Annotated in this window: 25 protein-coding genes; 10 read left to right on the forward strand and 15 right to left on the reverse strand. The window is 66.6% G+C overall.

Annotation, left to right across the window (positions count from 1 at the left end):
* Positions 1 to 26: 26 nt before the first annotated feature.
* The gene (locus AC4LGL_RS08600) at positions 27 to 662 is read left to right on the forward strand and encodes a class I SAM-dependent methyltransferase (protein ID WP_491838338.1); all 636 of its coding nucleotides are present in this window, start codon (positions 27 to 29) and stop codon (positions 660 to 662) included.
* A 5-nt stretch (positions 663 to 667) separates the two neighbouring features.
* Here AC4LGL_RS08600 and AC4LGL_RS08605 read toward each other — a convergent pair whose 3' ends face one another.
* From AC4LGL_RS08605 to AC4LGL_RS08640, 8 genes are read right to left on the reverse strand one after another with little or no spacing between them, the layout of a single operon-like run.
* Positions 668 to 1,015, reverse strand: a complete 348-nt coding sequence (locus AC4LGL_RS08605) for a DUF6285 domain-containing protein (RefSeq protein ID WP_491838339.1) — start codon at positions 1,013 to 1,015, stop codon at positions 668 to 670.
* A complete protein-coding gene (locus AC4LGL_RS08610) occupies positions 1,012 to 2,004 on the reverse strand; it encodes a phosphotransferase family protein (protein ID WP_491838340.1) in 993 nt (330 codons plus the stop codon). The genes AC4LGL_RS08605 and AC4LGL_RS08610 overlap by 4 nt, the downstream gene beginning before the upstream one ends.
* Positions 2,001 to 3,245: an acyl-CoA dehydrogenase family protein gene (locus AC4LGL_RS08615; RefSeq protein WP_491838341.1), complete on the reverse strand. Its 1,245-nt coding sequence runs from the start codon at positions 3,243 to 3,245 to the stop codon at positions 2,001 to 2,003. Before AC4LGL_RS08615 ends, AC4LGL_RS08610 begins: the two co-directional genes overlap by 4 nt.
* A gap of 20 nt (positions 3,246 to 3,265) precedes the next feature.
* A complete protein-coding gene (locus AC4LGL_RS08620; protein WP_491838342.1) occupies positions 3,266 to 3,877 on the reverse strand; it encodes a TetR/AcrR family transcriptional regulator in 612 nt (203 codons plus the stop codon).
* A gap of 7 nt (positions 3,878 to 3,884) precedes the next feature.
* Positions 3,885 to 4,787: a hydroxymethylglutaryl-CoA lyase gene (locus AC4LGL_RS08625; protein ID WP_491838343.1), complete on the reverse strand. Its 903-nt coding sequence runs from the start codon at positions 4,785 to 4,787 to the stop codon at positions 3,885 to 3,887.
* Between the two features lies 1 nt (position 4,788).
* Positions 4,789 to 5,991: a CaiB/BaiF CoA transferase family protein gene (locus AC4LGL_RS08630; protein WP_491838344.1), complete on the reverse strand. Its 1,203-nt coding sequence runs from the start codon at positions 5,989 to 5,991 to the stop codon at positions 4,789 to 4,791.
* Entirely contained in the window at positions 5,988 to 7,247 is a 1,260-nt protein-coding gene (locus tag AC4LGL_RS08635) for an alpha/beta hydrolase family protein (RefSeq protein ID WP_491838345.1), read from the reverse strand. Before AC4LGL_RS08635 ends, AC4LGL_RS08630 begins: the two co-directional genes overlap by 4 nt.
* 2 nt (positions 7,248 to 7,249) lie before the next feature.
* Complete coding sequence (locus AC4LGL_RS08640; RefSeq protein WP_491838346.1) at positions 7,250 to 8,341, reverse strand: homogentisate 1,2-dioxygenase; 1,092 nt, start codon at positions 8,339 to 8,341, stop codon at positions 7,250 to 7,252.
* A gap of 174 nt (positions 8,342 to 8,515) precedes the next feature.
* Between AC4LGL_RS08640 and AC4LGL_RS08645 the strand changes: the two genes are divergently transcribed.
* Complete coding sequence (locus tag AC4LGL_RS08645) at positions 8,516 to 9,073, forward strand: type 1 glutamine amidotransferase domain-containing protein (RefSeq protein WP_491838347.1); 558 nt, start codon at positions 8,516 to 8,518, stop codon at positions 9,071 to 9,073.
* Between the two features lie 7 nt (positions 9,074 to 9,080).
* On the opposite strand, the gene AC4LGL_RS08650 is transcribed toward AC4LGL_RS08645, so the two are convergent.
* Together AC4LGL_RS08650 and AC4LGL_RS08655 are read right to left on the reverse strand one after the other, a co-directional pair.
* Positions 9,081 to 9,704: an NAD(P)H-dependent oxidoreductase gene (locus AC4LGL_RS08650; RefSeq protein ID WP_491838348.1), complete on the reverse strand. Its 624-nt coding sequence runs from the start codon at positions 9,702 to 9,704 to the stop codon at positions 9,081 to 9,083.
* 13 nt (positions 9,705 to 9,717) lie between these two features.
* Complete coding sequence (locus AC4LGL_RS08655) at positions 9,718 to 10,884, reverse strand: acyl-CoA dehydrogenase family protein (protein WP_491838349.1); 1,167 nt, start codon at positions 10,882 to 10,884, stop codon at positions 9,718 to 9,720.
* 462 nt (positions 10,885 to 11,346) lie between these two features.
* On the opposite strand from AC4LGL_RS08655, the gene AC4LGL_RS08660 reads away from it, so the two are divergent.
* Positions 11,347 to 12,324 carry an esterase family protein gene (locus AC4LGL_RS08660; RefSeq protein WP_491838350.1) on the forward strand — a complete coding sequence of 326 codons (978 nt, stop codon included), beginning with the start codon at positions 11,347 to 11,349 and terminating at the stop codon, positions 12,322 to 12,324.
* A 168-nt stretch (positions 12,325 to 12,492) separates the two neighbouring features.
* Here the strand turns inward: AC4LGL_RS08660 and AC4LGL_RS08665 are convergent, their stop codons facing one another.
* From AC4LGL_RS08665 to AC4LGL_RS08675, 3 genes are all read right to left on the reverse strand, one after another.
* A complete protein-coding gene (locus AC4LGL_RS08665; RefSeq protein WP_491838351.1) occupies positions 12,493 to 13,713 on the reverse strand; it encodes an acyl-CoA dehydrogenase family protein in 1,221 nt (406 codons plus the stop codon).
* A 40-nt stretch (positions 13,714 to 13,753) separates the two neighbouring features.
* Complete coding sequence (locus AC4LGL_RS08670) at positions 13,754 to 15,151, reverse strand: acyl-CoA dehydrogenase family protein (protein WP_491838352.1); 1,398 nt, start codon at positions 15,149 to 15,151, stop codon at positions 13,754 to 13,756.
* 94 nt (positions 15,152 to 15,245) lie between these two features.
* Entirely contained in the window at positions 15,246 to 15,695 is a 450-nt protein-coding gene (locus tag AC4LGL_RS08675; RefSeq protein ID WP_491838353.1) for a winged helix-turn-helix transcriptional regulator, read from the reverse strand.
* A 124-nt stretch (positions 15,696 to 15,819) separates the two neighbouring features.
* On the opposite strand from AC4LGL_RS08675, the gene AC4LGL_RS08680 reads away from it, so the two are divergent.
* Positions 15,820 to 16,734: an NADP-dependent oxidoreductase gene (locus AC4LGL_RS08680; protein ID WP_491838354.1), complete on the forward strand. Its 915-nt coding sequence runs from the start codon at positions 15,820 to 15,822 to the stop codon at positions 16,732 to 16,734.
* A 1-nt stretch (position 16,735) separates the two neighbouring features.
* On the opposite strand, the gene hisN is transcribed toward AC4LGL_RS08680, so the two are convergent.
* On the reverse strand, positions 16,736 to 17,518 hold the full coding sequence (hisN, locus tag AC4LGL_RS08685) for a histidinol-phosphatase (RefSeq protein WP_491838355.1): 783 nt from the start codon (positions 17,516 to 17,518) through the stop codon (positions 16,736 to 16,738).
* A 23-nt stretch (positions 17,519 to 17,541) separates the two neighbouring features.
* Here hisN and AC4LGL_RS08690 point away from each other — a divergent pair, with 23 nt between their 5' ends.
* The gene (locus tag AC4LGL_RS08690; protein WP_064878978.1) at positions 17,542 to 17,874 is read left to right on the forward strand and encodes a hypothetical protein; all 333 of its coding nucleotides are present in this window, start codon (positions 17,542 to 17,544) and stop codon (positions 17,872 to 17,874) included.
* Here the strand turns inward: AC4LGL_RS08690 and AC4LGL_RS08695 are convergent, their stop codons facing one another.
* Complete coding sequence (locus tag AC4LGL_RS08695; RefSeq protein ID WP_491838356.1) at positions 17,875 to 19,245, reverse strand: FAD-dependent oxidoreductase; 1,371 nt, start codon at positions 19,243 to 19,245, stop codon at positions 17,875 to 17,877. It lies immediately after the preceding gene.
* A 150-nt stretch (positions 19,246 to 19,395) separates the two neighbouring features.
* Here AC4LGL_RS08695 and prfB point away from each other — a divergent pair, with 150 nt between their 5' ends.
* The 5 genes from prfB to ftsX are packed head-to-tail and all read left to right on the forward strand — an operon-like array spanning position 19,396 to position 23,639.
* Positions 19,396 to 20,505: a peptide chain release factor 2 gene (prfB, locus tag AC4LGL_RS08700; protein ID WP_491838357.1), complete on the forward strand. Its 1,110-nt coding sequence runs from the start codon at positions 19,396 to 19,398 to the stop codon at positions 20,503 to 20,505.
* Between the two features lie 6 nt (positions 20,506 to 20,511).
* The gene (locus AC4LGL_RS08705; RefSeq protein ID WP_491838358.1) at positions 20,512 to 21,486 is read left to right on the forward strand and encodes a mechanosensitive ion channel family protein; all 975 of its coding nucleotides are present in this window, start codon (positions 20,512 to 20,514) and stop codon (positions 21,484 to 21,486) included.
* Complete coding sequence (locus tag AC4LGL_RS08710) at positions 21,483 to 22,007, forward strand: Rv3103c family proline-rich protein (protein ID WP_418020087.1); 525 nt, start codon at positions 21,483 to 21,485, stop codon at positions 22,005 to 22,007. Before AC4LGL_RS08705 ends, AC4LGL_RS08710 begins: the two co-directional genes overlap by 4 nt.
* 45 nt (positions 22,008 to 22,052) lie before the next feature.
* Entirely contained in the window at positions 22,053 to 22,742 is a 690-nt protein-coding gene (gene ftsE, locus AC4LGL_RS08715) for a cell division ATP-binding protein FtsE (RefSeq protein WP_055112280.1), read from the forward strand.
* A complete protein-coding gene (ftsX, locus tag AC4LGL_RS08720; protein WP_064878993.1) occupies positions 22,743 to 23,639 on the forward strand; it encodes a permease-like cell division protein FtsX in 897 nt (298 codons plus the stop codon).
* Positions 23,640 to 23,647 lie beyond the last annotated feature (8 nt).

The following is a 23,647-nucleotide window of genomic DNA, read 5'->3' on the forward strand; positions in this document are numbered from 1 at the left end:
AGTCATTCAGGTTTCAGACTCGAATCATGAACTCCACGCCCGCACATTCGCTGTTCGACGAAGCCTACGAGTCCGGCACCGCGCCATGGGTCATCGGCGAGCCGCAACCGGCCATCGTCGAGTTGGAACGCACCGGCCGCCTGGGCGGCAAGGTGCTGGACGCCGGTTGCGGAGCCGGTGAACACACCATGCTGCTGACCCGCCTGGGGTACGACGTGCTGGGCATCGACTTCTCCGAACATGCCGTCGCCCAGGCCCGCGAGAACGCCGCGCGGCGGGGAATCGACGCCCACTTCGCGGTGGCCGACGCGACCCGCCTCGGAGAGTCGCCGGGCCCGCGTTACGACACCATCGTCGACAGCGCGCTGTTCCATGTCTTCGACGATGCCGACCGGCCCGGGTATGTGGCCGCCCTGCACCGGGTGTGCCGACCGGGTGCGAGGGTGCACGTATTGGCGCTGTCCGACGCGGGCCGTGGTTTCGGACCCCAGGTCAGCGAGGAGACCATTCGCCAGGCTTTCTCCGAAGGCTGGGAAATGGAGTCGCTGGAGACCACGACATACCGCGGTGTAGTGGGTTCGGCGCATGCCGAGGCGATCGGCGAGCTCGTCGGGGCCCGGGTCGACGAGCCGGCGTGGCTGGTCCGGGTCCGCAGACTCTGACGGGCTCACGGCTCGTCGTAGCCCGGGTGTGCGGCGGCGAGCCGCTGGCGCACCAGGACACGCAGGCAGGCGGCGACGTCGTCGGCCCGGTCGTCGAGTTGCCCGGAGCGGATCGCCGCCGCTAGTGAGGCCTCGTCCGCGAACCCGACGCCGGCCAGCGCGGCTTCGGCGACCGGTTCGGCTTCGCCGGCCAGCAGTTCGCGTTCGACCATGCGCAGCGCATTGGCCGCCACCCGGGCCTGAAATTTGACCGGAGCGGCCACCGACTCGCTGTCGCGCACCTCGGTGTCGAGGAACTCCGCGACCGCGGCCACCAGCTCGGCCGCGGTGGGCCGTCCGTACAGGTTGCTCACCAGCTGCTCCCGTCCAGCAGACCCAACAGGTCCCACTCCGTCTCGCAGACCCGACGGCCGATGGTCGCCAGCTCCACCGATCGGGTCTGCCCGCTCAGATGGCGCTCGGCCTGATAGCGGCAGATCACGCCCCAGCGCAGGGTGGCGAGCACGAGCCACCAGCGGATCGCCGACCGGTCCAGTGTCTGCCCGCCGGCTTGCTCGTAGGCGCTGAGGAAGTTCTCGATGCTGCCCAGCCCACCGGCTCCGAGGTCGGCCGGCGCGCCGAACCGCCAGGCCCGGATGCAGAACCAGGCCAGATCCTCGTACACCTCGCCGAGGTGCACCAACTCCCAGTCCAGCACCGCGGCCAGACCCGAGTCGTCCACGATCAGGTTGCCCATCCGGAAGTCACCGTGCACCAGCCGCAGCGGTGACGCGGGTGGCCGGTTGGACTCCAGCCAGCGAAACACCCACTCGAAAGTGGCGGTGGTGTCGCCCATCTCGTCGAGTTGCCCGCGCCACTGGGAAATCTGGTCCAGCTCCACGAGGCCCGGCAGCGCCGGCGGTTCGGCCCGGTGGATGGCGGCCAGCGCCTGCGCGCACTGGGTGAGCAGCCGGGCCCGGCCGGCGTCGTCGAGCATGCGCTGAATGCGCCGCACGATGGTCTCGCCGCCGATGAAGTCGCAGATCAGGAACGGATCACCCAGGGCGGCAACGGAATTGTCGGCGACGATCACGTGGGGGACCGGCGCCCCGGCCCGGGCCGCAGCCTGTTGGGCGCCGGCCTCCAGCTCCATGCCGGCGTGTACCTCGTCAGGTGCACCGGTTCGCAGGATCAGGGCGCGCCGGGCCGAGTCGGTGACCGCATCGAACGACCACGTGGTGCGGCTGGCGCCACCGGTCAGCTCGCGCAGGTCCTCGACGGCGACCTCGGTGCCGAGCACCGGGGTGAGGACGTCGACCAGTCGGGGAGCGAGCAGGTCGGCGGGCCGGGACGGGCTGGTCACCGCTTGGCCTTGCCGAACCCGAACAGCCGCTGTGCGACTCGACGCATCTGGATCTCCTCGGCGCCCTCGGTGATCCGGTAGCGCCGGTGGTGGCGGTAGATGTGTTCGAACGGTTCGTGACGGCTGTAGCCGATGCCGCCGTGTACCTGCATGGCCCGGTCGGCGGCCTCACACACCAGCCGATTGGCGCGGTAATTGGCCATCGAGACCTTGTCGGACACCTCCATGTGGTGGTTCTGGTCCAACTGTGTTGCGGCATAACGGACGAGCAGCCTGACCATCTGCGCCTCGGTCTGCAATTCCACCAGCGGCCACTGCACGGCCTGGTTCACCGCCAGCGGCTTGCCGAACACCATCCGCCGGTTGGCGTAGTCCACGGCACGGTCGATACAGAACTGGGCGGCGCCCAGGCTGCTGGCAGCCTGGCGAATCCGGTTCTCGTGCAGGAAGGTCTGGCCGACCTCGAGGCCGCGGTCGACCTCACCGAGCACCGCATCGGCCGGTACGCGTACTTCCTTCAGTTCGACCTCACCGTGATCGGTGGGCATGTTGAACGTCCACCAGTAGAACGGGACGGTGAATCCCGGCGCGTCGGTGGGCACCAGGAATGCGGTGATCCCACGGGCCTGCCCGGGTTCACCGGAGGTCCGGGCGAAGATCAGATCGTGGGTGGCCCGGTGCACTCCGGTGTTCCACCGCTTGCGCCCGTTGATGATCCAGCCGTCCGCGTCTTGGACTGCGGTCGTCTCGAGCCAGGTGGCATCCGAACCGTGGTCGGGCTCGGTCAATCCGAACGCCATGGAACGCTTGCCGGTGAGCATCGCCTCGACCCAATCGGCCTTCTGGTCCTCGGTGCCGAAGCGGTCCATCATGATCACCTGCGGAAAGTTCCCGACGATCGAGGACTCGTCCTGCAGGTCGTTGTGCAGCCCCAGGCCCTTGTGCGCCAGGTGTTCCCGGATCACCGCCATGTCCAGGTTGCTGCCGTCGCGCCCGCCGAAGCGGGCGGGCAGCCCATACCGCAGCCAGCCGGCGGCGTCGGCCCGTCGTCGCATCTCGTCGAGCAGATCTTCCCACGCCCTGGCCGGCACCCCGCCGTTCTCCCAGTCGGTGCGGGCATACTCGCGGCGCTGGTCGAAATACTGGATGTGCTCGCGCTCAAGCGGCTTGATCTCGGCCTCGATGAACTCGTCCATCTCGGCAAGCACGTTTGAAAGGTGTTCGGGTAAAGCGAAATCCACTGAGATCTCTCCTTCTCGGATCAGAAGCCGTACAGGGTTCTCTTCCAGATGGTGGACAGGGTGGTGATGGCCTCGGCGTCGCTCATCTCGATGCCGAGCCCGGTATGACCGACGAATACGGTGGTGAAGTTCTCGAACAGCAAGGCAATGGCCGCGCCCACGTGTTCGGGCTCCAGCCCCTGAGCGTGGCCCTGTGCCTGCGCGTGGTGTACCGAGGCGATGACGATGTCGACCCCGAACCGCCGGAACTTGTTCTGCACATCGGCAAATCGCTGCTGCGTCGCGGCCAGCTGGGCCACCGCGATCATGATGCCGATGTTCTGTTTGAAGATGTTCCAGTAGCCGGTGACCACCGTGGTGAAGAACACGGTGTCCTCCGGAGAATCCGGCAGGTGCAGGTTCAGCCCGGACGGCTCGACGACGTCGTGCAGGAAGGATTCGGCCAGTGCCGCCAGCAGATCCTCCTTGTCGGTGAAATACCGGTAGAACACCGCTGGACTCTTGCCCGCAGCCGAGGTGATATCGGACAGCGTGGTGCCGTGAAAACCGCGCTCGGCAAAAAGCTTCCGCGCGGCGAGCTCGATCGCCGACCGCGTCTGGCGGCCTTTGGTGCCCAGCTCGGCAGCGGTCATCGACGCCTCAGCTCAATATCCGGTCACCCGCGCGCAGCAGCGCACTGGGAAGCTCGTGGCCCACGGCCTCCTGGGCGACACGCGCCGCATCGATCGCGGCAGTCAGGTCGACGTCGACGGCGATGTCGCTGTCGCGCAACAGGTAGACCAGATCTTCGGTGGCGATGTTGCCGCTGGCGCCCGGGGCGAACGGGCAGCCGCCCAGCCCGCCGACCGATGCGTCCAGGCGGGTGACCCCGGATTGCACCGCCGCATAGGCACTGGCCAGACCCGCGCCGCGGGTGTTGTGGAAGTGCGCACCCAGTGGCAGGGCCCCGGCCAGCGGCCGGACCTGAGCGATCAGTGAGCTCACCCGACGCGGGGTGGTCGTGCCGATGGTGTCGGCGATAGCGATCCGGTTGACACCGAAACCGACTGCAGACGAGACGATGTCGAGCACCCGCTGCGGATCGGTCGGACCGTCGAACGGGCAGTCCCAGGCGGTGGCGATGATGACCTCCACCGAGGTGTTGCTGTCTGCCGCGATGGCCACGATCTCGGCGATCTGAGCCGTGGCCTCGGCCGAGGTGCGTCCGACGTTGGCCTGGGAGTGGGCGTCGGAGGCGGACACCACGTACTCGATCGAGCCCAGCCCCGCGGCAATGGCGCGTGTGGCGCCGTTGGGGCTGGCCACCAGAGCGGAGAACTCGACGCCCGGGAACCTGTGTAGTTCCTCGGCGAGTTCGGCCGCATCGGCCAACGCGGGCACTTTCGAGGGTGAGACAAATGCCGTCGCCTCCACCTCACGTACCCCGGTGGCGACGATGGCCTCAAGGATCGCGACTTTGGCGGACAGCGGAATCGGCGTCTCGATCTGCAGGCCGTCGCGCAGGCACACCTCGCGAATGTCGACCTTGTCGGGCAGGTTCATCTCACAGCACCCCCTCGGCGCGCAGGGTTTCCAGGTCTTGTGCACTGCGCCCGAGCAGGTCGCCGTACACCTCGTCGTTGTGCTGGCCGGGCCGGGCCGAACCGGCGTTGCGGATCGTGCCAGGTGACTCGGAGAGCACCGGGACGACGCCGGGACCCTTGACGTTGCGCTGCACGCGCTCGTCCCAATGGTCCGCGAGCATGCCGCGGGCCTGCAGTTGCGGGTCCTGCATGACCTCGGCGACGGTGTTGATCGGCCCACTGATCACCCCGGCTTGTGAGAGGGTCTCGATGATGTCCTCCGGCTGGCGCCTGGCTGCCCAATCACCGATGATCTTGTCCAGCTCATCTTGATTGCGGCCCCGGGCAACATGATTGGAGAACCTGTCGTCGGTCGCCAGCTCCGGGCTGCCCATCGCGGCGCACAACCGGCGGAAGACGGTGTCCTGGTTGGCCGCGATCACCACCCAGCTGCCGTTGGCGCTCTGGTAGATGTTCGACGGCGCGATGCCTTCCAGCCGGGTGCCCGACGGTCCGCGGACCACACCGCCGACGTCGTAGTCCGGGATCGTGGATTCCTGTACCGCCAGGCAACTTTCGGTCAGCGCGGTGTCGACGATCTGCCCCTCGCCGGTGACGGTCCGCCGGTACAGGGCAGCCAGCGCACCCTGGGCGGCGAACATGCCGGCGAGGCTGTCGCCCAGTGACAGGGCCAGCCGCGGTGGGGGACCACCGGGGAACCCGTTCATGTGCCGCAGCCCGCTCGAGGCCTCGGCCACCGAGGCGTAACCGGCCTTGCCGGCGTCGGGTCCGGTCTGCCCGTACCCCGACACCCGCACCAGGATGATGCCCTTATTTCGTTCGCGCAGAACGTCGTAGCCCAGATTCCACTTCTCCAGGGTGCCGGGCCGAAAATTCTCCACGATGATGTCGGACTTCTCCACCAGGTCCAGAAAAAGCTCGCGGCCCTTGGCGGTGCGGAGGTCGAGGGTGACGGCCTTCTTGTTGCGGGCGTGCACGGTCCAGAAGAAGTGGTGCCCGTCGAGCTCGGCCTGCCCCCAGGTGCGCAGCGGATCCGGGGTGGCCGGCAGTTCGATCTTGATGACCTCGGCGCCCATGTCGCCCAGCAGCCGGCCGGCGAACGGCCCCGAGATCAGAGTGCCGAGCTCGATCACCCTGATGCCGTCCAGCGGTCCGGTCGTCATAGTGACTGCCCCGATCCCCGGTCGCTTCGCTCCTGCCCGCCGAATCCGTGCCGGTGCAGCCAGTCCGTGCAGACCGCGACGGCCTGGCGCAGGGTGCCACGCTGATCCGGGCCCGAGTAGTAGTGGTTGGCGCCGGGGATCTCGTGCATCTCCTTGTCGGGATGCCCGATCGCCTCAAAAAGCCGGCGGGTGTGGCTCGGCGTGCAGGCGTCATCGGCCAGGTTGCCGATCACCAGCGCGGGGACCGCGATATCCGGGCCGGCCTTGACGGCGTCACCGTTGGCGTCGTCATAGCTCCACTGCGACAGCCAGCTGCGCAGGGTGCAGAACCGTGCCAGCCCGACCGGGCTCATGTTGACCACCTGGGGATCACCCAGATAACACGTGCCGGGCTGACGATCGTTGGGATCGACGGTCGGGTCCAGCCAGCGCGGGTCGGCCATGGTGCCGTGCACGACGAACGCGAACTCGTCATCCGGCCGCCCGGCGGCCTTGAGCTCGGCCAGCTTTTCTTTGACCCACTTGGTGATCCGCCGGTTCCGGGCGATCTGGGCCGCGTGGTAGCGCTCCAGGAATTCCGCCGTGTACGGCGGCTGGTTGGGGTTGTCCGGGTTGTAGAGGTCGAGTTCGGGATCCCGCTTTGACGGATCGTTCTCGTCGAGAATCGACGCGTCCATCCATTCGGTCATGGTGCCGTGCCGGCTGATGTGCGCGGCCAGCAGCATGATTCCGTCGGCCGGGATCAGGCCCAGCTTGGTCAGGTCCGGCCCGTCGCCGGACGGGCTCGCCGTCACGGTGGGGTTCTGCGCCTGCTGTTGGTAGAACACCGACAGTGAACCGCCGCCGCTCCAGCCGGCCAGCACCACCTGGTCGTAGCCGAGCCGGTTCTTGGCGTCCTTGATGCACTCGCCGAGATCCTCGACCACCTTCTCCATCAGCAGCGCCGAGTCGGTGCCACGGAACCGGCTGTTGCAGTAGATGACGTGGTGTCCGGCTCGGGCCAGGGCGTTGATCATCGGCAGGTAGGCACCGCCGCCGATCGGGTGCATGAACACCAGCACCGTATCTGATGTCGCCGCCGGGGCGGCTCCGGCGGCGGAAGGCTCTGGCGATTTGGGGCGCAGCAGGTAGCTCTCCAGCACCACGAGCTCGGCGACTCCGCCGTACACGTCGCGCACCGACGAGTTGTTCTGGTAGGCAACCAGATACGGGATGCGGTCGTACTCGTGCTTCACAGGTGCTTCAACAGTTGTCATCTCTAGTGCTGCCCCAGGTCGTTGGCGAGGATTTCGGCGGACGGGATGAGACGACGACGGGTGTCGATGGCGATCACGGACCAGTCGACGCGGTCGTAGTCGTCGAACTTGCGGCGGGCGCGTTCCCGCGCCTTCTCGGGCGCCCCATGGTGAACGCCCTGCGGCGCATGGGAAACCAGGCCGGGCGGCATCGGGATGCCGTAGAGGGTTCCGCCGTGGAAGAACGCGATCTCGTCGTAGTCGACGTTGCGGTGGTACCACGGGGTGCGCTCGGTGCCCGGCACGCTCTCGGCTGGCTTGGGCAGGAAGTTCATCACGTACACACCGGTGGCCTGCATGAAGAGGTGCACGGTCGGTGGCAGGTGCACGCTCTCGGACGTGATGACGGTGTAGTCCTCGATGTTGAAGGTGAACGGGAAGTTGTCGCCCCGCCAGCCTTCCACGTCGAGGGGATTGTGTTGGTAGAACAGCGAAGTCGGGCCACCGTCGTGTATCAGGCGCACCTCGTACTCTTCCCGCCCGTCATCGTCGATCGGTGCCGGCTCGGGGATGGTGACCTGTGCCGGGTCGAAGGGGAAGTGGCGGCCCAGGGTTCCGGCCGGCGGGACCCGGAAATCGTCGGTGGCCTGGATCATCAGCCACGTACTCTCGCTGTCGGGCACCTGGCGGAACGTGCAGGCCTTCGGGATGTACACCCAGTCGCCTTCGCGGTAGCGCAGTGGCCCGAACTCGGTCTCCAGCAGGCCGGAGCCCTTGTGCACGAACAGCAGCAGGTCGCCGTCGACGTAGCGGACGAAGAACGGCATCTCCTCGCTACGCCGGCTCAGCAGCACCTGGCAGTCCGCGTTGGAGAACATCAGCAGCGGGCCGCCGTGCGCGTCGGTGGCGTCGCTGGGCTTGAGCTCACTGGACAAGACATCGGTGGGGCGTAGGGGGCCCACGGTGCGGTAGGCGGTGGGGTCATTGCGCCGGTACATGTTCGCGGTGCGGCCGACGAAGCCGCCGCGACCGAGTTCGTCGTCCTTGAGGCCCTCGAGGTCGGCGTGCACCCGCTTCGGGGTCTTGCCTTTACGCAGGTGGACGAATGATTCCATGCTCGACTCCTGAAGGTGCGGGGCGAAAACTGAAAGTGACTTTACTTTTTGTTACGACGGCTGACAAGGGGTGACTAGCAACGATCTGTGGCGTTTTGGGTCCGGCTCCCCGGGGTAGCCCTTCATGGGCGCCCACGCCCGCTGCTGCCCGTCGGTCTCAACGAAAGGACTCGCATGCGAAAGGAATTGGAAGGCCGCAGGGTGGGAATCCTTGCCGCCGACGGTGTGGAGCGCATCGAACTCGAACAACCGCGCGCGGCGGTCGAGAACGAGGGCGGTCACGTCGAACTGTTGTCGCTCAAGGCCGGTGAAATCCAGGCCCGTGATCACGACCTCGAGCCCGCAGGAACCTTTCCGGTGGACCGCACGGTCGCCGAGGCGAAGGTCGACCAGTTCGACGCGCTGATCCTGCCCGGGGGCACCGTGAACCCGGACAAGTTGAGGCTCGACGAGACGGCGGTGGCCTTCGTCCGCGATTTCGTCCGATCCGGAAAGCCTGTTGCGGCGATCTGTCACGGACCGTGGACCCTCGTGGAGGCGGACGTGGTGCGTGGCCGCACGCTGACCAGCTATCCGAGTATCCGCACAGATCTGGGCAATGCCGGGGCCACAGTGGTGGATCGGCAGGTCTGCGTCGACGGCAACTTGATCACCAGCCGCGCGCCCGGCGATCTGCCCGCGTTTTGTGAAGCCATCACCGAGGTTTTGGCGAGTAGCCCCGCCCAGACCTGAGTGCGGGTCAAGCCCCGGAGGTATGCGCTGCTGCACGTGCCCGGGCGACGGCATCGGCACGCATCTGATCCCGTTCGGCAGGAGTCCACCTGGTGGTGGGTTCCACCACCAGGGTGTCGACGCGGTAGCCCAGCATCCCGAACACATACTCCAGATAAGGCTTCTGGAAATCCTGTAGTTCGGGGTGACGTCCGTCGTAGGCGCTGCTGCGGGTCAGGATGAGCTGCAACGGTTTTCCCTCACCGAGGGTGCCCACATGTTCACCACGCTCGTTGAGGGTGAAGCTGGCCACCGGCTGCACGATGATGTCGATCCACGCCTTGAGGGCATGTGGCACATGCCAGTTCCACATAGGGGAGGACACGACCAGACGGTCGAAGCCACGCACCCGCTCGATCTCGGCGAGCACCTGCTGCCACACCGCCTGCTGATCCTCGGTGATCGGCTCTCCGAACAGCTGAGCGAACTTGGCGATCGCCGCATCCCGGCCGAACCGCAGCACATCGTCGTCCCACACCGAGAGGCGTTCCACGTCGCCGACCGTGTCGGCGGCATCCAGATAGGCCTGCGCCAACTGGGAGGACAACGCGTCGTCCCCCTTCGGGCTGGCCTCGATCCACAGAGTCTTCATCAGATCGGCCCTGTCAGATCATCGACGTACGAGGGATCTTCATCCCCAGCGCGAGTGCACCGGCCAACTCGCGGCTGGTGTCGTAGTCGAACACCACGTGGCCGGACAGTACGTCGACATCGCGTTTGAACCGCTGCAACGGGCTGGAAAGGAAATGGATGCTGGCTCCGCCCGCGCCCAGCAATTCGCCGATCACGGCCTTGGATTCGGAGACGATATGCGCCGCTGCCAGACGGGCTTGGGCGCGAACCGGCTTGTCCACGGCGTCGCCGGTAGCCACGATGGCCTCTATCTCGCCGACCGTGTCGGCCAGCAGAGCGCGCAGAGCGCGCACCCGGACCTGCGCCCCGGCCAGGTGGGCCTGTGCGATCGGCTTGTCCTTCTGTACGACGCCCTCATAGGGCAGCACGCGTTCACCGAGGCGTTGCGCGTAGATCTCGGTGACCCGCTCGGCGCTGCCGAGTGCGGGCATCGCCGCCAGCAGTGCCAGTGCGGGCACCATCGGCCAGCGGTAGGCGCTGCTGTCGTGCAGCCCGGCGCCCGGGGCGGTACCGGAATAGATGTCGAGCACCTTCACCAGTCGGTGTTCCGGGACGAATACGTCGGTGGCGATGGCGTCGTTGGAACCGGTGGCCCGCATGCCGTCGGTGTGCCACACGTCGGCCACGGTCACGTCGCCGATCGGCAGCAGCGCGAGCGCTGGGTACAGCGCATCGTCGGGTCCGCACAGCGCCGCGACGATGATCCAGTTTCCGTGCATGACGCCGGTGGCCCAGGACCACCGGCCGGTGAGGCGGATGCCGCCGTCGGCCGGCAGTCCGCGCCCGGTCGGCGCGAGTGGGGCGGGGGCCAGGAACGGGCGGCTCGCGAAGGCCTCTTCCTGGGCCTGCTCGCCGAACAGCGCGAGCATCCAGTTGTGCAGGGCCAGGAAGCCGATGGTCCAGGCGCTCGACGTGCATCCGTGGGCCATCCGGCGTACCGGATCCAGGAGGGCCGGAAAATCAGCCTGCTGACCGCCGTAGCGGGCGGGCACCAAAAGTTCGGTGAAGCCGGAGTCGACGAGGTCGGTCACCGTCGCGTCGGGAAGCCGGCGCAACTCCTCGGCTTCACCGGCCCGCTCGGCCAGTCGAGCGACGAATTCGGCGGTGATGACGCAGTCCGTGGTGGGGGGCGAGGTCATGGCCGAAAGTTACCATACTTTTTTGTATGGCCATGATTGGGGCCGACCCGAAGGTGCTCGGTCGGGCATTTCGAAAACTGGTTGGCGACGATCGGATAACCCTCCGGACACCAGTTGTGAACAGATGCGCATCGGTGTTCATCGAACGGCGTCCGCGCGGTCGCGAGTGTCGAACCGTTTTCCCAGGTAGATCGCCCGCCGGCGCGTAATAGATAAAGTCAGAATCACTTTTTGAAATGCCCGGACGTGCAGTTCGGCGGCGCGCCGCGGGTTTTCCCCCGTCGTGGGCGCGTGATTTACTCATGGCGCAACAACTGAATTCTTCGGTCCGCTCATCAGAGGCACCGGCTCGGGCGAGCGGGCGTGACAGTGCAGTGACTCGGTCGCTGCGGTGTCGCTTGGCGATGCTTATCGCTGATCGCGCAAATGGCGTAGTTGACCGGAAACGGATGGATTCGCAGTATGACCTTCATTGACAAGATTCGTGGCCATTGGGCACGCCGCATGACGGTGGCGGCTGTGGCAGCGCTGATGCTGCCTGGCTTGATCGGAGTGACCGGCGGGTCGGCGACCGCGGGAGCATTCTCCCGGCCGGGTCTGCCGGTGGAGTACCTGATGGTCCCGTCGCCGTCGATGGGCCGCGACATCAAGATTCAGTTCCAGAGTGGTGGGCCGGGTTCGCACGCGGTGTACCTGCTCGACGGCCTGCGTGCTCAGGACGACTTCAACGGCTGGGACATCAACACCAACGCGTTCGAGATGTTCCTCAACAGCGGCCTGTCGGTGGTCATGCCGGTCGGCGGTCAGTCCAGCTTCTACAGCGACTGGTACAACCAGGCCTGCGGTAAGGCCGGTTGCACCACGTACAAGTGGGAGACCTTCCTGACCAGCGAGCTGCCGCAGTGGCTGGCCGCGAACCGCGACGTCGCAGCGAACGGTAACGCAGCGATCGGCCTGTCCATGGCCGGCTCCGCCGCGCTCATCCTGGCGACCTACCACCCCGACCGGTTCATCTACGCCGGTTCGATGTCGGGCTTCCTGAACCCCTCCGAGGGCTGGTGGCCGTTCCTGATCAACATCTCCATGGGTGACGCCGGCGGCTACAAGGCCAACGACATGTGGGGCCCGACGGAGGATCCGAACAGCGCCTGGAAGCGCAACGATCCGATGGTGCAGATCCCCACGCTGGTCGCCAACAACACCCGTCTGTGGATCTACTGCGGTAACGGCCAGCCCAACGAGCTGGGCGGCGGCGACCTGCCTGCCACCTTCCTCGAAGGCCTGACCATCAAGACCAACCGCAGCTTCCAGGACAACTACATTGCTGCTGGTGGCACCAACGGTGTGTTCAACTTCCCGGATTCCGGTACCCACAACTGGGCCTACTGGGGCCAGCAGTTGCAGGCCATGGTTCCGGACCTGCAGCGGGTGCTCGGCTAAGCCGGACAACACGCGATAACGAAATCGCCCAGAACACCAAGTGTTCTGGGCGATTTCGCTATGTGGGGGCAGTGCCTAATTGGGTGAGCAGACGCAAAAGGCCCGGTTTCCATGGAAACCGGGCACTTTCGTGTCTGCTCGCCGGGAGAAAACCGGCAGGGGGACGAACTACTTCAATTCGGCCGAGGACAGGCCCAGCAGGCGGCGGGCGACCACCAGCTGCTGAATCTGCTGCGTGCCTTCGAAGATGTCGAGGATCTTCGAGTCGCGGGCCCACTTCTCCAGCAGGGTCTGCTCGGAATAGCCGGTGGTGCCTGCCATTTCGACAGCCTTGAGGGTGATGTCGCTGGCCACGCGGGCGGCCTTGGCCTTACCCATCGAGGCTTCCTTGGAGTTGGGGATGCTGTTGTCGGCCTGCCATGCCGAGCGCACCGTCAACAGGTAGCCGGCCTCCCAGTCGGCCTCCATGCGCAGGAACTCCGCAGCGGCGGCGCTCTGAGCGTGGGCGGGCTTGTCGTAGGAGATCTCGATACCGGCGTCGGTCAGGATGGCCCGCAGGTCCTCCAGCGCGGCGCGGGCAATACCGACCGCCATGGCCGCCACGATCGGCCGGGTGTTGTCGAAGGTCTCCATGACCCCGGCAAAACCCTTCTCCACGTGGACTTCCGGATCGCCAAGGAGGTTGTCCTTGGGGATACGTGCGTTGTCGAAGCGGATCACCGCGGTGTCGGACGCCTTGATGCCCAGCTTGTGCTCGAGGCGCTCGACGGTGACTCCGGGATGTTCGCGCGGCACGATGAACGACTTGATCGCCGCCCGGCCCAACGATTTGTCCAGCGTCGCCCACACCACGATGTGGCTGGCCCGCGAGCCCGCGGTGACGAAGATCTTCTCGCCGTTGATCACATACTCGTCGCCGTCGAGCACCGCGGTCGTGGTGACTGCCGCCGAATCCGATCCGAAGGACGGCTCGGTGATGGCCATGGCGGCCCACACGTCCTTGCCGAGGCGCTCGAGCTGCTCGGGGGTGGCCACCGAGGAGATGGCGGCGTTGCCCAGGCCCTGACGCGGCACCGAGAGCAGCAGGGCGACATCGCCCCAGCTGATCTCCAGCGCGTTGAGCAGTGCGGACATGTTGGCGCCGTTGACGGTGACCTTCTCGCCCTTGGTGTTGGCGTCGTCGCGGAACGCCTCGGCGCCGGCGAACGAGATGGTCTTGGCTTCCGAGATGCCTTCGAACAAGGTGGCCAGGGTATCCAGCTCGACCGGGTAGGCGTGCTCGGCGAGGTCATACTTGCGTGAGATCGGGCGAAGCATCTCCGCAGCGCCCTGGTGGCCCTTCTCGATGACCGCCTGGAGCTTGCGGGGCATTTCCAGATTGATTGCCATGATTAGTCTTTCGGTTCAAATAAGCGGAACGATGGCTGGACTAAATCACCACGACACCCTCGGCGACGCCGATGGCCCGCAGATCGCGGTACCAGCGCTCGACCGGGTGTTCCTTGGTGTAACCGTGACCGCCGAGCAGCTGGACACCGTCCAGGCCGATCTGCATGCCCTTGTCGGTGCCGAGCTTGCGGGCCAGTGCCGCCTCGCGGGCGAACGGCAGTCCCTGCTCGGCACGCGCGGCGCCGCGCCACGTGATCAGCCGCAGGCCGTCGAGTTCGATGGCGATGTTGGCGGTCATGAAGGCCACCGACTGGCGGTGTGCGATCGGCTCACCGAAGGCCGTGCGTTCCTTGATGTAGGGGACGACGTAGTCGAGCACCGCATGCGAGGTGCCGACGGCCAGGGCGGCCCAGCCGAGGCGGGACAGCGCGATGGCCTCGCTGTAGTCCTGGTCGGTGGCCTCGTCCTCGCCGAGCCGGTTGCCCAGCGGCACCGCCACGTTGTCGAGTTCCACCTGGCCGAGGGCGGCGGCACGGATGCCCATGCTCGGATCGGCCTTGACCGTGAGCCCCGGCGAGGAGGCCTCGACGATGAACAACGCCGGCTTACCGTCCAATTGTGCTGCCACGATGAACAATTCGGCGTCGGCAGCTGCCGGAACCAGTGACTTGACGCCGGACAGGCGGTAGCCGCTGGGGGTGCGAACCGCGGTGGTCTTGAGCGCGGTGGGGTCGAACAGGGGGTGCGGTTCGGCGATCGCCACGCAGGCCTGCGGCACGTTCTCGCCGGCGAATTCCTTGAGGTAGGTGGCCTGCTGGTCGGCGCTGCCCCAGTGGGTCAGGGCCGAGGCGACGCCGCCGGGAGCCAGGATCGGCAGGGCCAGACCCATGTCGCCGTAGGCCAGCGCTTCGGCGACGAGTGCATTGGTCACGGTGCTGCGGTGCTCGGCGATGCCGTCGAAGTCCTCGGGCACGTTGACGGCGGTGATGCCCAGTTCAGCGGCCTTGGCGATCAGGTCGGCCGGGTAGCCGGCGGCCTCGTCGGCGTCGTGCGCGGCGGGGCGCAGGATCTCCGCGGCGAACTCGCGGACCGTCTCGACGATCATCTGCTGGTCTTCGTCGGGCGTCAGGTCGAAGTAGTCGGCCCCGCTGGCCTTCAACCGGGTCGGTGCCTTGCCTAGGCCCTGGACCCGCTGGAATTGCCGGTTGGCGGCGCCGGCGGCGGAAAACACCTGTTTCACACCGTATTTCAGGCCGCGGTTGAGCGGATCGCGCAGGCCGTAACGGTCCAGGAATTCCTGACCGACGATGGGCGTGATCAGCGCCAACCCGATGTCGGTCGCTGTCCGCTTGTGCTTGTGCAGTCCGACCGCGCTTTGCCGGCCGGAGCTGGAGGGACGGGATGGGGTGCCGTTCTTGGACGGCAGGGTGTTGGTCATGTCAGCTGCCTCTGCTGGTCGTGGCGACGCATCTGACCGTATCTTACTCCGGAGTAAGGTACGGCATCTGTTACCAACTTCACAGCGCCGGAGATCAGGGTTCGGCTGCCGAGAGCTGGTCGTACCGCTCGCGATTTGTGCGCACCTCGTCCATGTGCGCCTCGGCCCATGACTTCACCCCGATCATCAATCGCTGCAAGGAAACGCCCAGTTCGGTGAGCTCGTAGGTGACTGTGACCGGCACGCTTGCGGTCACCGTCCGGGTGAGCAGGCCGTCGCGTTCGAGGGATCGCAGCGTCTGGGTGAGCATCTTCTGGCTGACCCCGGCCAGGCGCCGGGAGAGTTCGGAATAGCGCATCTGGCATGGCTCGCCGGCGCTTGCGCTCCCGGGTCGCGGCCCGTCGCCACCGAGGGCCGCCAGGATCAGCGCCACCCACTTGTCGCTGATGCGGTCGAGCAGCTGGCGGCTGGAGCAGTTCGCCAGGAAGGCGTCGTAATCCATCTTTGCTCGGGCCCGTTTCTGGGCCGCGGTTGTCGTCGGCACGTCCGCTCCATTTCGTCCGAGGTGACTTACGCACTTCGAAGTGCGTACTTCCCATTGGAGAGCTACCCCTCCATCGTGGAGTGGGAAAGCAGGTCACACAAGGGTCTACAAGGAGTGAGTTTCCATGTCTGTTGCCACGTTTCGCGCCGCAGTCGTCCGTACCCCGGATGGGCCGGATTCGATCGAGATCATCGACGTTGCGCTGACCGAGCCTGGTCCCGGCCAGGTCCAGGTCAAGGTTGCCGCGGCGACGGTGAATCCCGTCGACCTCGGTGTCGCAGGCGGTGTGTTCCACGATCTCGGTCTGGTCGATCAACCGAACTGGACCGGACTCGGCTGGGATTTCGCGGGCACCGTCGAGGCCGTCGGGCCAGATGTAGATCTGGCTGTGGGGACGCGGGTGGCGGGTGTCGTGGCCGGATTCGACCGGGACTACGGCACCTACGCCGAGCAACTGGTGGTGTCGGCGGCCGACGTTGCTGTCGTGCCGGACGAATTGGACTTGATCACGGCATCGACGGTGCCGCTCAACGGATTAGCCGCGGCGCAGATCCTCGATCTGCTGGGCGACGCACCGGCAGGGGATCGGCTGTTGGTCACCGGCGCCGCGGGCGCGGTCGGGGGATACCTCGTCGTGCTCGCCCAGGAGCGCGGTTGGAAAGTGACCGGGCTGGCCCGCGAGCACGATGAGGAGTTCGTCCGCGGCCTGGGAGCTGCCTTCACCGCCGCGGCCGAGCCGGGGTGGGACGCGGTCGCCGACGCCGGGGCCATGCAGCAGGCGGCTCTCGCGCTGGTCCGCGACGGCGGGCAGTTCGTCGGAGTGCAGCCGAGCTCCGAGCTGCCGGTCGAACGCGGCATCGCGGTCGCGGCCGTGGTGGCCCACCCCGATGGCACCCGGCTCGGCGACCTCCTCGCCCGTACGACGTCCGGCCAGTTGCCGGCGCGGGTGCATGCCGTGCTGCCGCTCGATCAGGTGGCTGATGCCCACCGGGCACTCGCCAAAGGGGGAGTGCGTGGCCGGTACGTGCTCCGGCCGTGAGCTAGGCGCCGGCGAGCCGGTCCAGCACCGCGGCGTGCACCAGGCCGTTGGTGGCCAACGCGCTGCCGCCGTGTGGGCCGGGGGCGCCGTCGATGCTGGTGAAAGTGCCGCCGGCCTCGCGGATGAGAATGTCGAGCGGGGCGATGTCCCACAGCTTCACCTCGGGTTCGCAGGCGATGTCCACTGCCCCCTCGGCCACCATGCAGTACGACCAGAAGTCGCCGTAGGCGCGGACCCGCCACACCGCGTCGGTCAGCGCGACGAAGTTGTCCCGGAGGTCGTCCCAGCCGGTGGTGAGGTCGGAGTACGACAGGCTTGCCGACGCGAGATCCGCGACTCCTGACACCGACAGTTTGCGGGTCGTCCCGGCGAACGACCCGAACGCGCCCTGCCCCTGGCCCGCCCACCAGCGCCGGGCCAGGGCCGGTGCACTCACCACGCCAATGGTCGGGACGCCGTCTTCGAGCAGGGCGATCAGTGTGCACCACACCGGGACGCCGCGGACGAAGTTCTTGGTCCCGTCGATCGGATCGATCACCCACTGGCGTCCGGTCAATGTGGTTGTCCCACCGAACTCTTCACCGAACACCGTGTCGTCCGGGCGAGCCGTGGCCAGCGATGCACGCAAGGCCTCCTCGGCGCCGCGGTCGGCGTCGGTGACCGGGGTCAGGTCGGGTTTCGTCTCGATGCGCAGGTCCAGGGCGCCGAAGCGGTCCATGGTCAGGGTGTCGGCCTGATCTGCCAACTCGAGGGCCAATGCCATGTCGTCCGAGGTGGAACTCATGGCTGAAGTCCTACCATGGCCTGGTGTGGGAAATCGGCATACTCCTCTTGCTCGTCGGCGCGCTGGTGCTGCTGCTGGCGCCACGGATCATGGCGCGCCGGGGAATTCGCGGTGAACTGGCGCACGGCACGTTGCTGGTGACCGGGGTGAGCCCGCGTCCTGACGAGACGGGGGAGCAGTTCGTCACCATCACCGGTGTCATCACCGGCCCGACGGTCAACGAGCACGTCGTGTATCAGCGCATGGCCGTCGACGTCAACGAGTGGCCGACCATGGGGGCGCTGTTACCCGTCGTCTATTCGCCGGGCAACCCGGACAAGTGGGCCTTTGCGCCTGCGGAGCCGCCCCCGGCCTGATCAGGCGTGCGCGATCCGGAGCAACTCGGCCACACTCGCCAGCTTCACCCGGGGCCGGCCCACCGACTCGCCGGAGGAACGCTCGTGCGCGTCGATCAGCTGCCAGTGTTCACCGGTGACGAGCTTCGGCTGATGTTCCAACAGCCATTCGGCCAGTTCGACGTCGTACTCTGAACCGCGCTCGTCGACGCCGGCCGTCGCAAGATCGTCGAGCAGGGTGTCGACGGTCTCCTGGGAGTCCTTCTTGTTGCTGCCGATCACCCCGGACGGTCCCCGCTTGATCCAGCCCACCACGTATTCGTTACGGCTGCCGTCGATTCGGCCGTCGGTGTGCGGGATAGTGCCGGAGCGTTCGTCGAACGGCAGCCCCGGGGTCGGCACGCCGCGGTAGCCGACCGCCCGTACCACCAGCTGGACCGGCAGCTCCTCGCGCTCGCCGGTGTCCTTGGCCACCATGCGTCCGTTCGGGTCGCGGACAAGTTCGTTGCGGCCCAGCACGATCGACTCGACCCGGTCGTCGCCGTGCAACTCGATGGGGGAGGTGCAGAAGCGGAACACGATGCGCCGCTTGGATTCTTGAGGCGGCTCGTCGACGTACTTCCGGAGCACCCTGATGTTCTGTTTGACGGTCTTGCCCGCCGCTTCGAGGTCTTCGTCGGTGATGTCGGCGAAGTCGGCCGGGTCGAGGATGACGTCGACGTCGCCCAGTCCCTCCATGTCGCCCAGCTCGCGCAGTTCCAGGGTGGTGAAGGTCGCCTGCAGCGGACCCCGGCGTCCGATCACGACCACTTCTTCCACCCCGCGGGTGTCCAGCGAGGCCAGCGCATGGTCGGCGATGTCGGTGTTGGCCAGGGCCTGTGGGTCGCTGACCAGAATGCGTGCCACGTCCAGCGCGACGTTGCCGTTGCCGACGACCACGGCCCGCCCGCCCGCCAGGTTGGGCGCCATGCCGTCGAAGTGGGGATGCGCGTTGTACCAACCGACGAAATCGACTGCGGCCACGCTGCCGGGCAGCTCTTCGCCGGGGATGTGCAGGGCCCGGTCGGATTGTGCTCCGATGGCGTAGACGACCGCGTCGTAGCGCTGAGCCAACTCGGCCGGGGTGACGTGCTCACCGACCTTGATGTTGCCGAAGAACCGGAACCGGGGATCGGCCGCGGTCTTGTCGAACTGGGCGCTGATCGACTTGATCTTCGGATGGTCGGGCGCCACCCCCGAGCGCACCAGCCCCCACGGGGTCGGCAGCATCTCGAGCATGTCGACCCGCACGTCGCGATCGGAGTCGGGTAGATCGGCGAACTTCAGCAACGATGCGGCAGCAAAGAATCCCGAAGGGCCGGAGCCGACGATCGCTACGTGATATGGGCGCATACCCTGCCTTCTTACGAGCGGAAAAACCGTCACAGACCCGGCCGATGGCGTGCGGGGCCGGGTACCAACCGACTTTAAACACAGATCGTCTGCGCTGCCGCCAGTCGGAGAGAACTGCCGCCGAAATGCCGCCGGGTACCCTGAACATTCGTGGATCCAGACCGCCAAGCCGCCGTAGCCGCACTCGACACCACCCTGACGACCGTGGAGCGGGTGCTCGACATCGATGGCCTGCGCCAGCGGATCGACATGCTCGAGCAGCAGGCCTCCGATCCGAACCTCTGGGACGACCAGTCGCGGGCCCAGAAGGTCACCAGTGAGCTCTCGCACGCGCAGAGTGAATTGCGCCGGGTGCAGGACCTGCGTCAGCGTGTCGAGGACCTGCCGGTGCTGTTCGAGCTCGCTGCCGAAGAGGGTGGTGAGGAAGAAGTCGCCGAGGCCGACGCCGAACTCGTCAAGCTTCGCGAGGAGATCGAGACCCTCGAGGTGCGCACCCTGCTCTCCGGTGAATACGACGAGCGCGAGGCCGTCGTCACCATCCGCTCCGGCGCCGGTGGCGTCGACGCCGCGGACTGGGCCGAGATGCTGATGCGGATGTACATCCGCTGGGCCGAGAAGCACGACTACCCGGTCGAGGTGTTCGACACGTCCTATGCCGAGGAAGCCGGGATCAAGAGCGCGACCTTCGCCGTGCACGCCCCGTTCGCCTACGGCACCCTCTCGGTGGAGCAGGGCACCCACCGGCTGGTGCGGATCAGCCCGTTCGACAACCAGAGCCGCCGCCAGACGTCGTTCGCCGACGTCGAGGTGCTCCCGGTGGTGGAAACCACGGACCACATCGAGATCCCCGAGGGCGACCTACGCGTCGACGTGTACCGCTCCAGCGGTCCTGGCGGGCAGTCGGTCAACACCACCGACTCCGCGGTCCGGCTCACCCACATTCCCACCGGCATCGTGGTGACCTGTCAGAACGAGAAGTCGCAGCTGCAGAACAAGGTTGCGGCGATGCGCGTGCTGCAGGCCCGCCTGCTGGAACGTAAGCGTTTGGAGGAGCGCGCCGAGATGGACGCGCTCAAGGGGGATGGTGGCAGCTCGTGGGGCAACCAGATGCGGTCCTATGTGCTGCACCCCTATCAGATGGTGAAGGATCTGCGCACCGAGTACGAGGTCGGAAACCCGGCCACGGTGCTGGATGGAGACATCGACGGATTCCTGGAAGCAGGGATCAGATGGCGCAACCGAAAAGATGACGACGACTGATTGACGATGACTAATACGGTGCTTGCCCTTCCTCTCGCCGACCGCTGGCACGATTTCTGGGTCGGAGAGATCGGCGTGTGGATCCTGACCACCGGCCTGCACATCGCCCTGTTGCTGATCGGGGGCCTGCTCGCCGCGCGGTTCATCAACTGGGCCGCCCAACGGGTGGTGCGCAGGATCGACGCCGAATATCAGGAGAGCGACCAGCTGGTGCGCTCGGAGAGCGCCAAGCATCGGCAAGCGGTCGCCTCGGTGATCTCCTGGGTGTCGGTGGCCGTCCTGTTCATCATCGTGCTCGTTGAGGTCACCGATGCGCTCGCGGTACCGATCGCCTCGCTGGTGGCCCCGGCCGCGGTGCTCGGTGCCGCCCTCGGTTTCGGCGCGCAGCGCATCGTGCAGGACCTGCTCGCCGGCTTCTTCATCATCACCGAGAAGCAGTACGGGTTCGGTGATCTGGTACGGCTGACCATCGCCGCCGCCAATGAGGCCGAGGGCACGGTCGAGGACGTCACGCTGCGGGTCACCAAGTTGCGGTCCTCCGAAGGCGAGATGTACACCGTGCCCAACGGGCAGATCGTCAAGGCGCTCAACCTGTCCAAGGACTGGGCGCGCGCCGTCGTCGACATCCCCATACCGGCCACGGTCGACCTCAACCTGGTCAACGATGTACTCAACGACGTCGCCGAGAAGGCGGCCGAAGACGGCGAGCTGTCCAAGCTTCTGCTCGACAAGCCGCAGTTGATGGGCATCGAGAGCCTCGGAGTCGACACCGTGAACCTGCGAATGGTCGCACGCACGCTGCCGGGCAAACAGTTCGACGTGGGCAGACGGCTGCGAATACGGGTGGTGCGCGCACTGCGCCGGGCCGGCGTGGCCTCGTCAGACGCATCGGTCGCAGCGGCCGGGGACGTCATCCATCCGGCCGCGGTCGCCGAGACGGTCGCGGCGCCCCCGGCATCGGCTCAGGAGTCGAAGAAGTGAAACCCGACTTCAGCAAGGTGACTGACGCCGCCGAAAAGCTCTGGCGTAGCAGGCTGGGCCGCGTTCGCACCTCGACGGTGGTGCTGATCGTGGCGTTCATCGCGCTGTCGTGGGTGCAGCAGGAGTACCGGCCCAAGCAGACCGCGCCGCAATCGCCCGACACCCAGGTGGTCCCGCCCGGGTTCGTGCCCGACCCCGACTACACCTGGGTGCCACGCACCAAGCTGCAGACCCCTCGCTCGACGACGCCGACGGAGACGCCGGAGACGACCGAGACCACCACACCGGAGACGACGACGCCGACGGAGACCACGACGCCGACCGAGCCGGTGCCCGGAGAGTCGACCAGTCCCACCACCACGCCGTTGCCCGGGGCGCCGCGGACGACGGTGTTCGATCCGGACGGCCCGGGACTGATCCCGCCCATCACGTTGCCGTTGGGGCCTGCGCCTGCACCCGCCCCGCCTACCGAGCAGCCGCTACCCGGCCAGGAACCGGCGGCCCCGACATTGCCGCGATAGCCTGACCTGCCGGATACTTCCGCCCCGCTACACTGGCGTGCCGTGATGATCACCCTCGACCGCGTGACTAAGCACTACAAGTCTTCGGCGCGCCCAGCGCTCGATGACGTCTCGTTGAAAATCGACAAGGGTGAGTTCGTCTTCCTGATCGGCCCGTCGGGTTCGGGCAAGTCGACGTTCATGCGGCTGCTGCTGGCAGCCGAGACGCCCACCTCCGGTGATATCCGGGTGTCCAAGTTTCACGTCAACAAGCTCGCCGGCCGGCACGTGCCGAGCCTGCGTCAGGTCATCGGCTGCGTGTTCCAGGACTTCCGCCTGTTGCAGCAGAAGACGGTGTTCGAGAACGTGGCGTTCGCGCTCGAGGTGATCGGCAAGCGTGGCGAGGTGATCAACCGGGTGGTCCCGGACGTGCTGGAGATGGTCGGCCTGTCCGGTAAGGCCAATCGGTTGCCGAGCGAACTGTCCGGCGGCGAGCAGCAGCGCGTCGCCATCGCGCGCGCCTTCGTCAACCGTCCACTGGTCCTGATCGCCGACGAGCCCACCGGAAACTTGGATCCGGAGACCAGCAAGGACATCATGGACCTGCTGGAACGGATCAACCGGACCGGCACCACGGTGCTGATGGCCACCCACGACCATCACATCGTCGACTCCATGCGCCAGCGGGTCGTCGAACTCGAACTCGGCCGGCTGATCCGTGATGAGCAGCGCGGCGTCTACGGAATGGATCGCTAAGTGCGCTTCGGCTTTCTTGTCAATGAAGTTCTGACCGGACTTCGTCGCAACGTCACGATGACGGTGGCGATGATCCTGACCACGGCCATCTCCATCGGCCTGTTCGGTGGCGGCCTGCTGGTGGTGCGGCTGGCCGACCAGTCCCGCGACATCTACCTGGACCGCGTCGAGAGCCAGGTGTTCCTGACCGACGACATCTCGGCCAACGACCCGAACTGCGACGAAGAAGCGTGCAAGGCGCTGTACCGCATGATCGACGACCGCGACGACGTGCGCTCGCTGAGCTTCCTCAACCGCGAGCAGGCCTACGACGACGCGATCAAGAAGTTCCCGCAGTACAAGGACGTCGCGGGCAAGGACGCGTTCCCGGCGTCGTTCATCGTCAAGCTCAACGACCCGGAGCAGCACGAGGCGTTCGACAAGGCGATGCAGGGTCAGCCCGGTGTGCTCAACGTGCTCAACCAGAAGGACCTGATCGACCGGTTGTTCGCCGTGCTCGACGGGCTCAGTAGCGTCGCGTTCGCGGTGGCGCTGGTGCAGGCGGTCGGTGCCGTGCTGCTGATCGCCAATATGGTCCAGGTGGCCGCGTATACGCGGCGGACCGAGATCGGCATCATGCGCCTGGTCGGTGCGACCCGCTGGTACACCCAGTTGCCGTTCCTCGTGGAGGCGATGATCGCGGCCCTGATCGGTGTGGTGATCGCGATCGTCGGCCTGATAGTGGTGCGAGCGGTGTTCCTGGAGAAGGCGCTCGACCAGTTTTATCAGTCGAATTTGATTGCCAGGGTCGACTACGCTGACGTGCTCTACTTCAGCGCACCATGGATGCTGTTCCTCGGCCTGGCGATGTCCGGGATTACCGCGTACGTGACGCTGCGGCTCTACATACGAAGGTAGTCGTGAAC

The organism is Mycolicibacterium arcueilense (genome assembly GCF_058536225.1).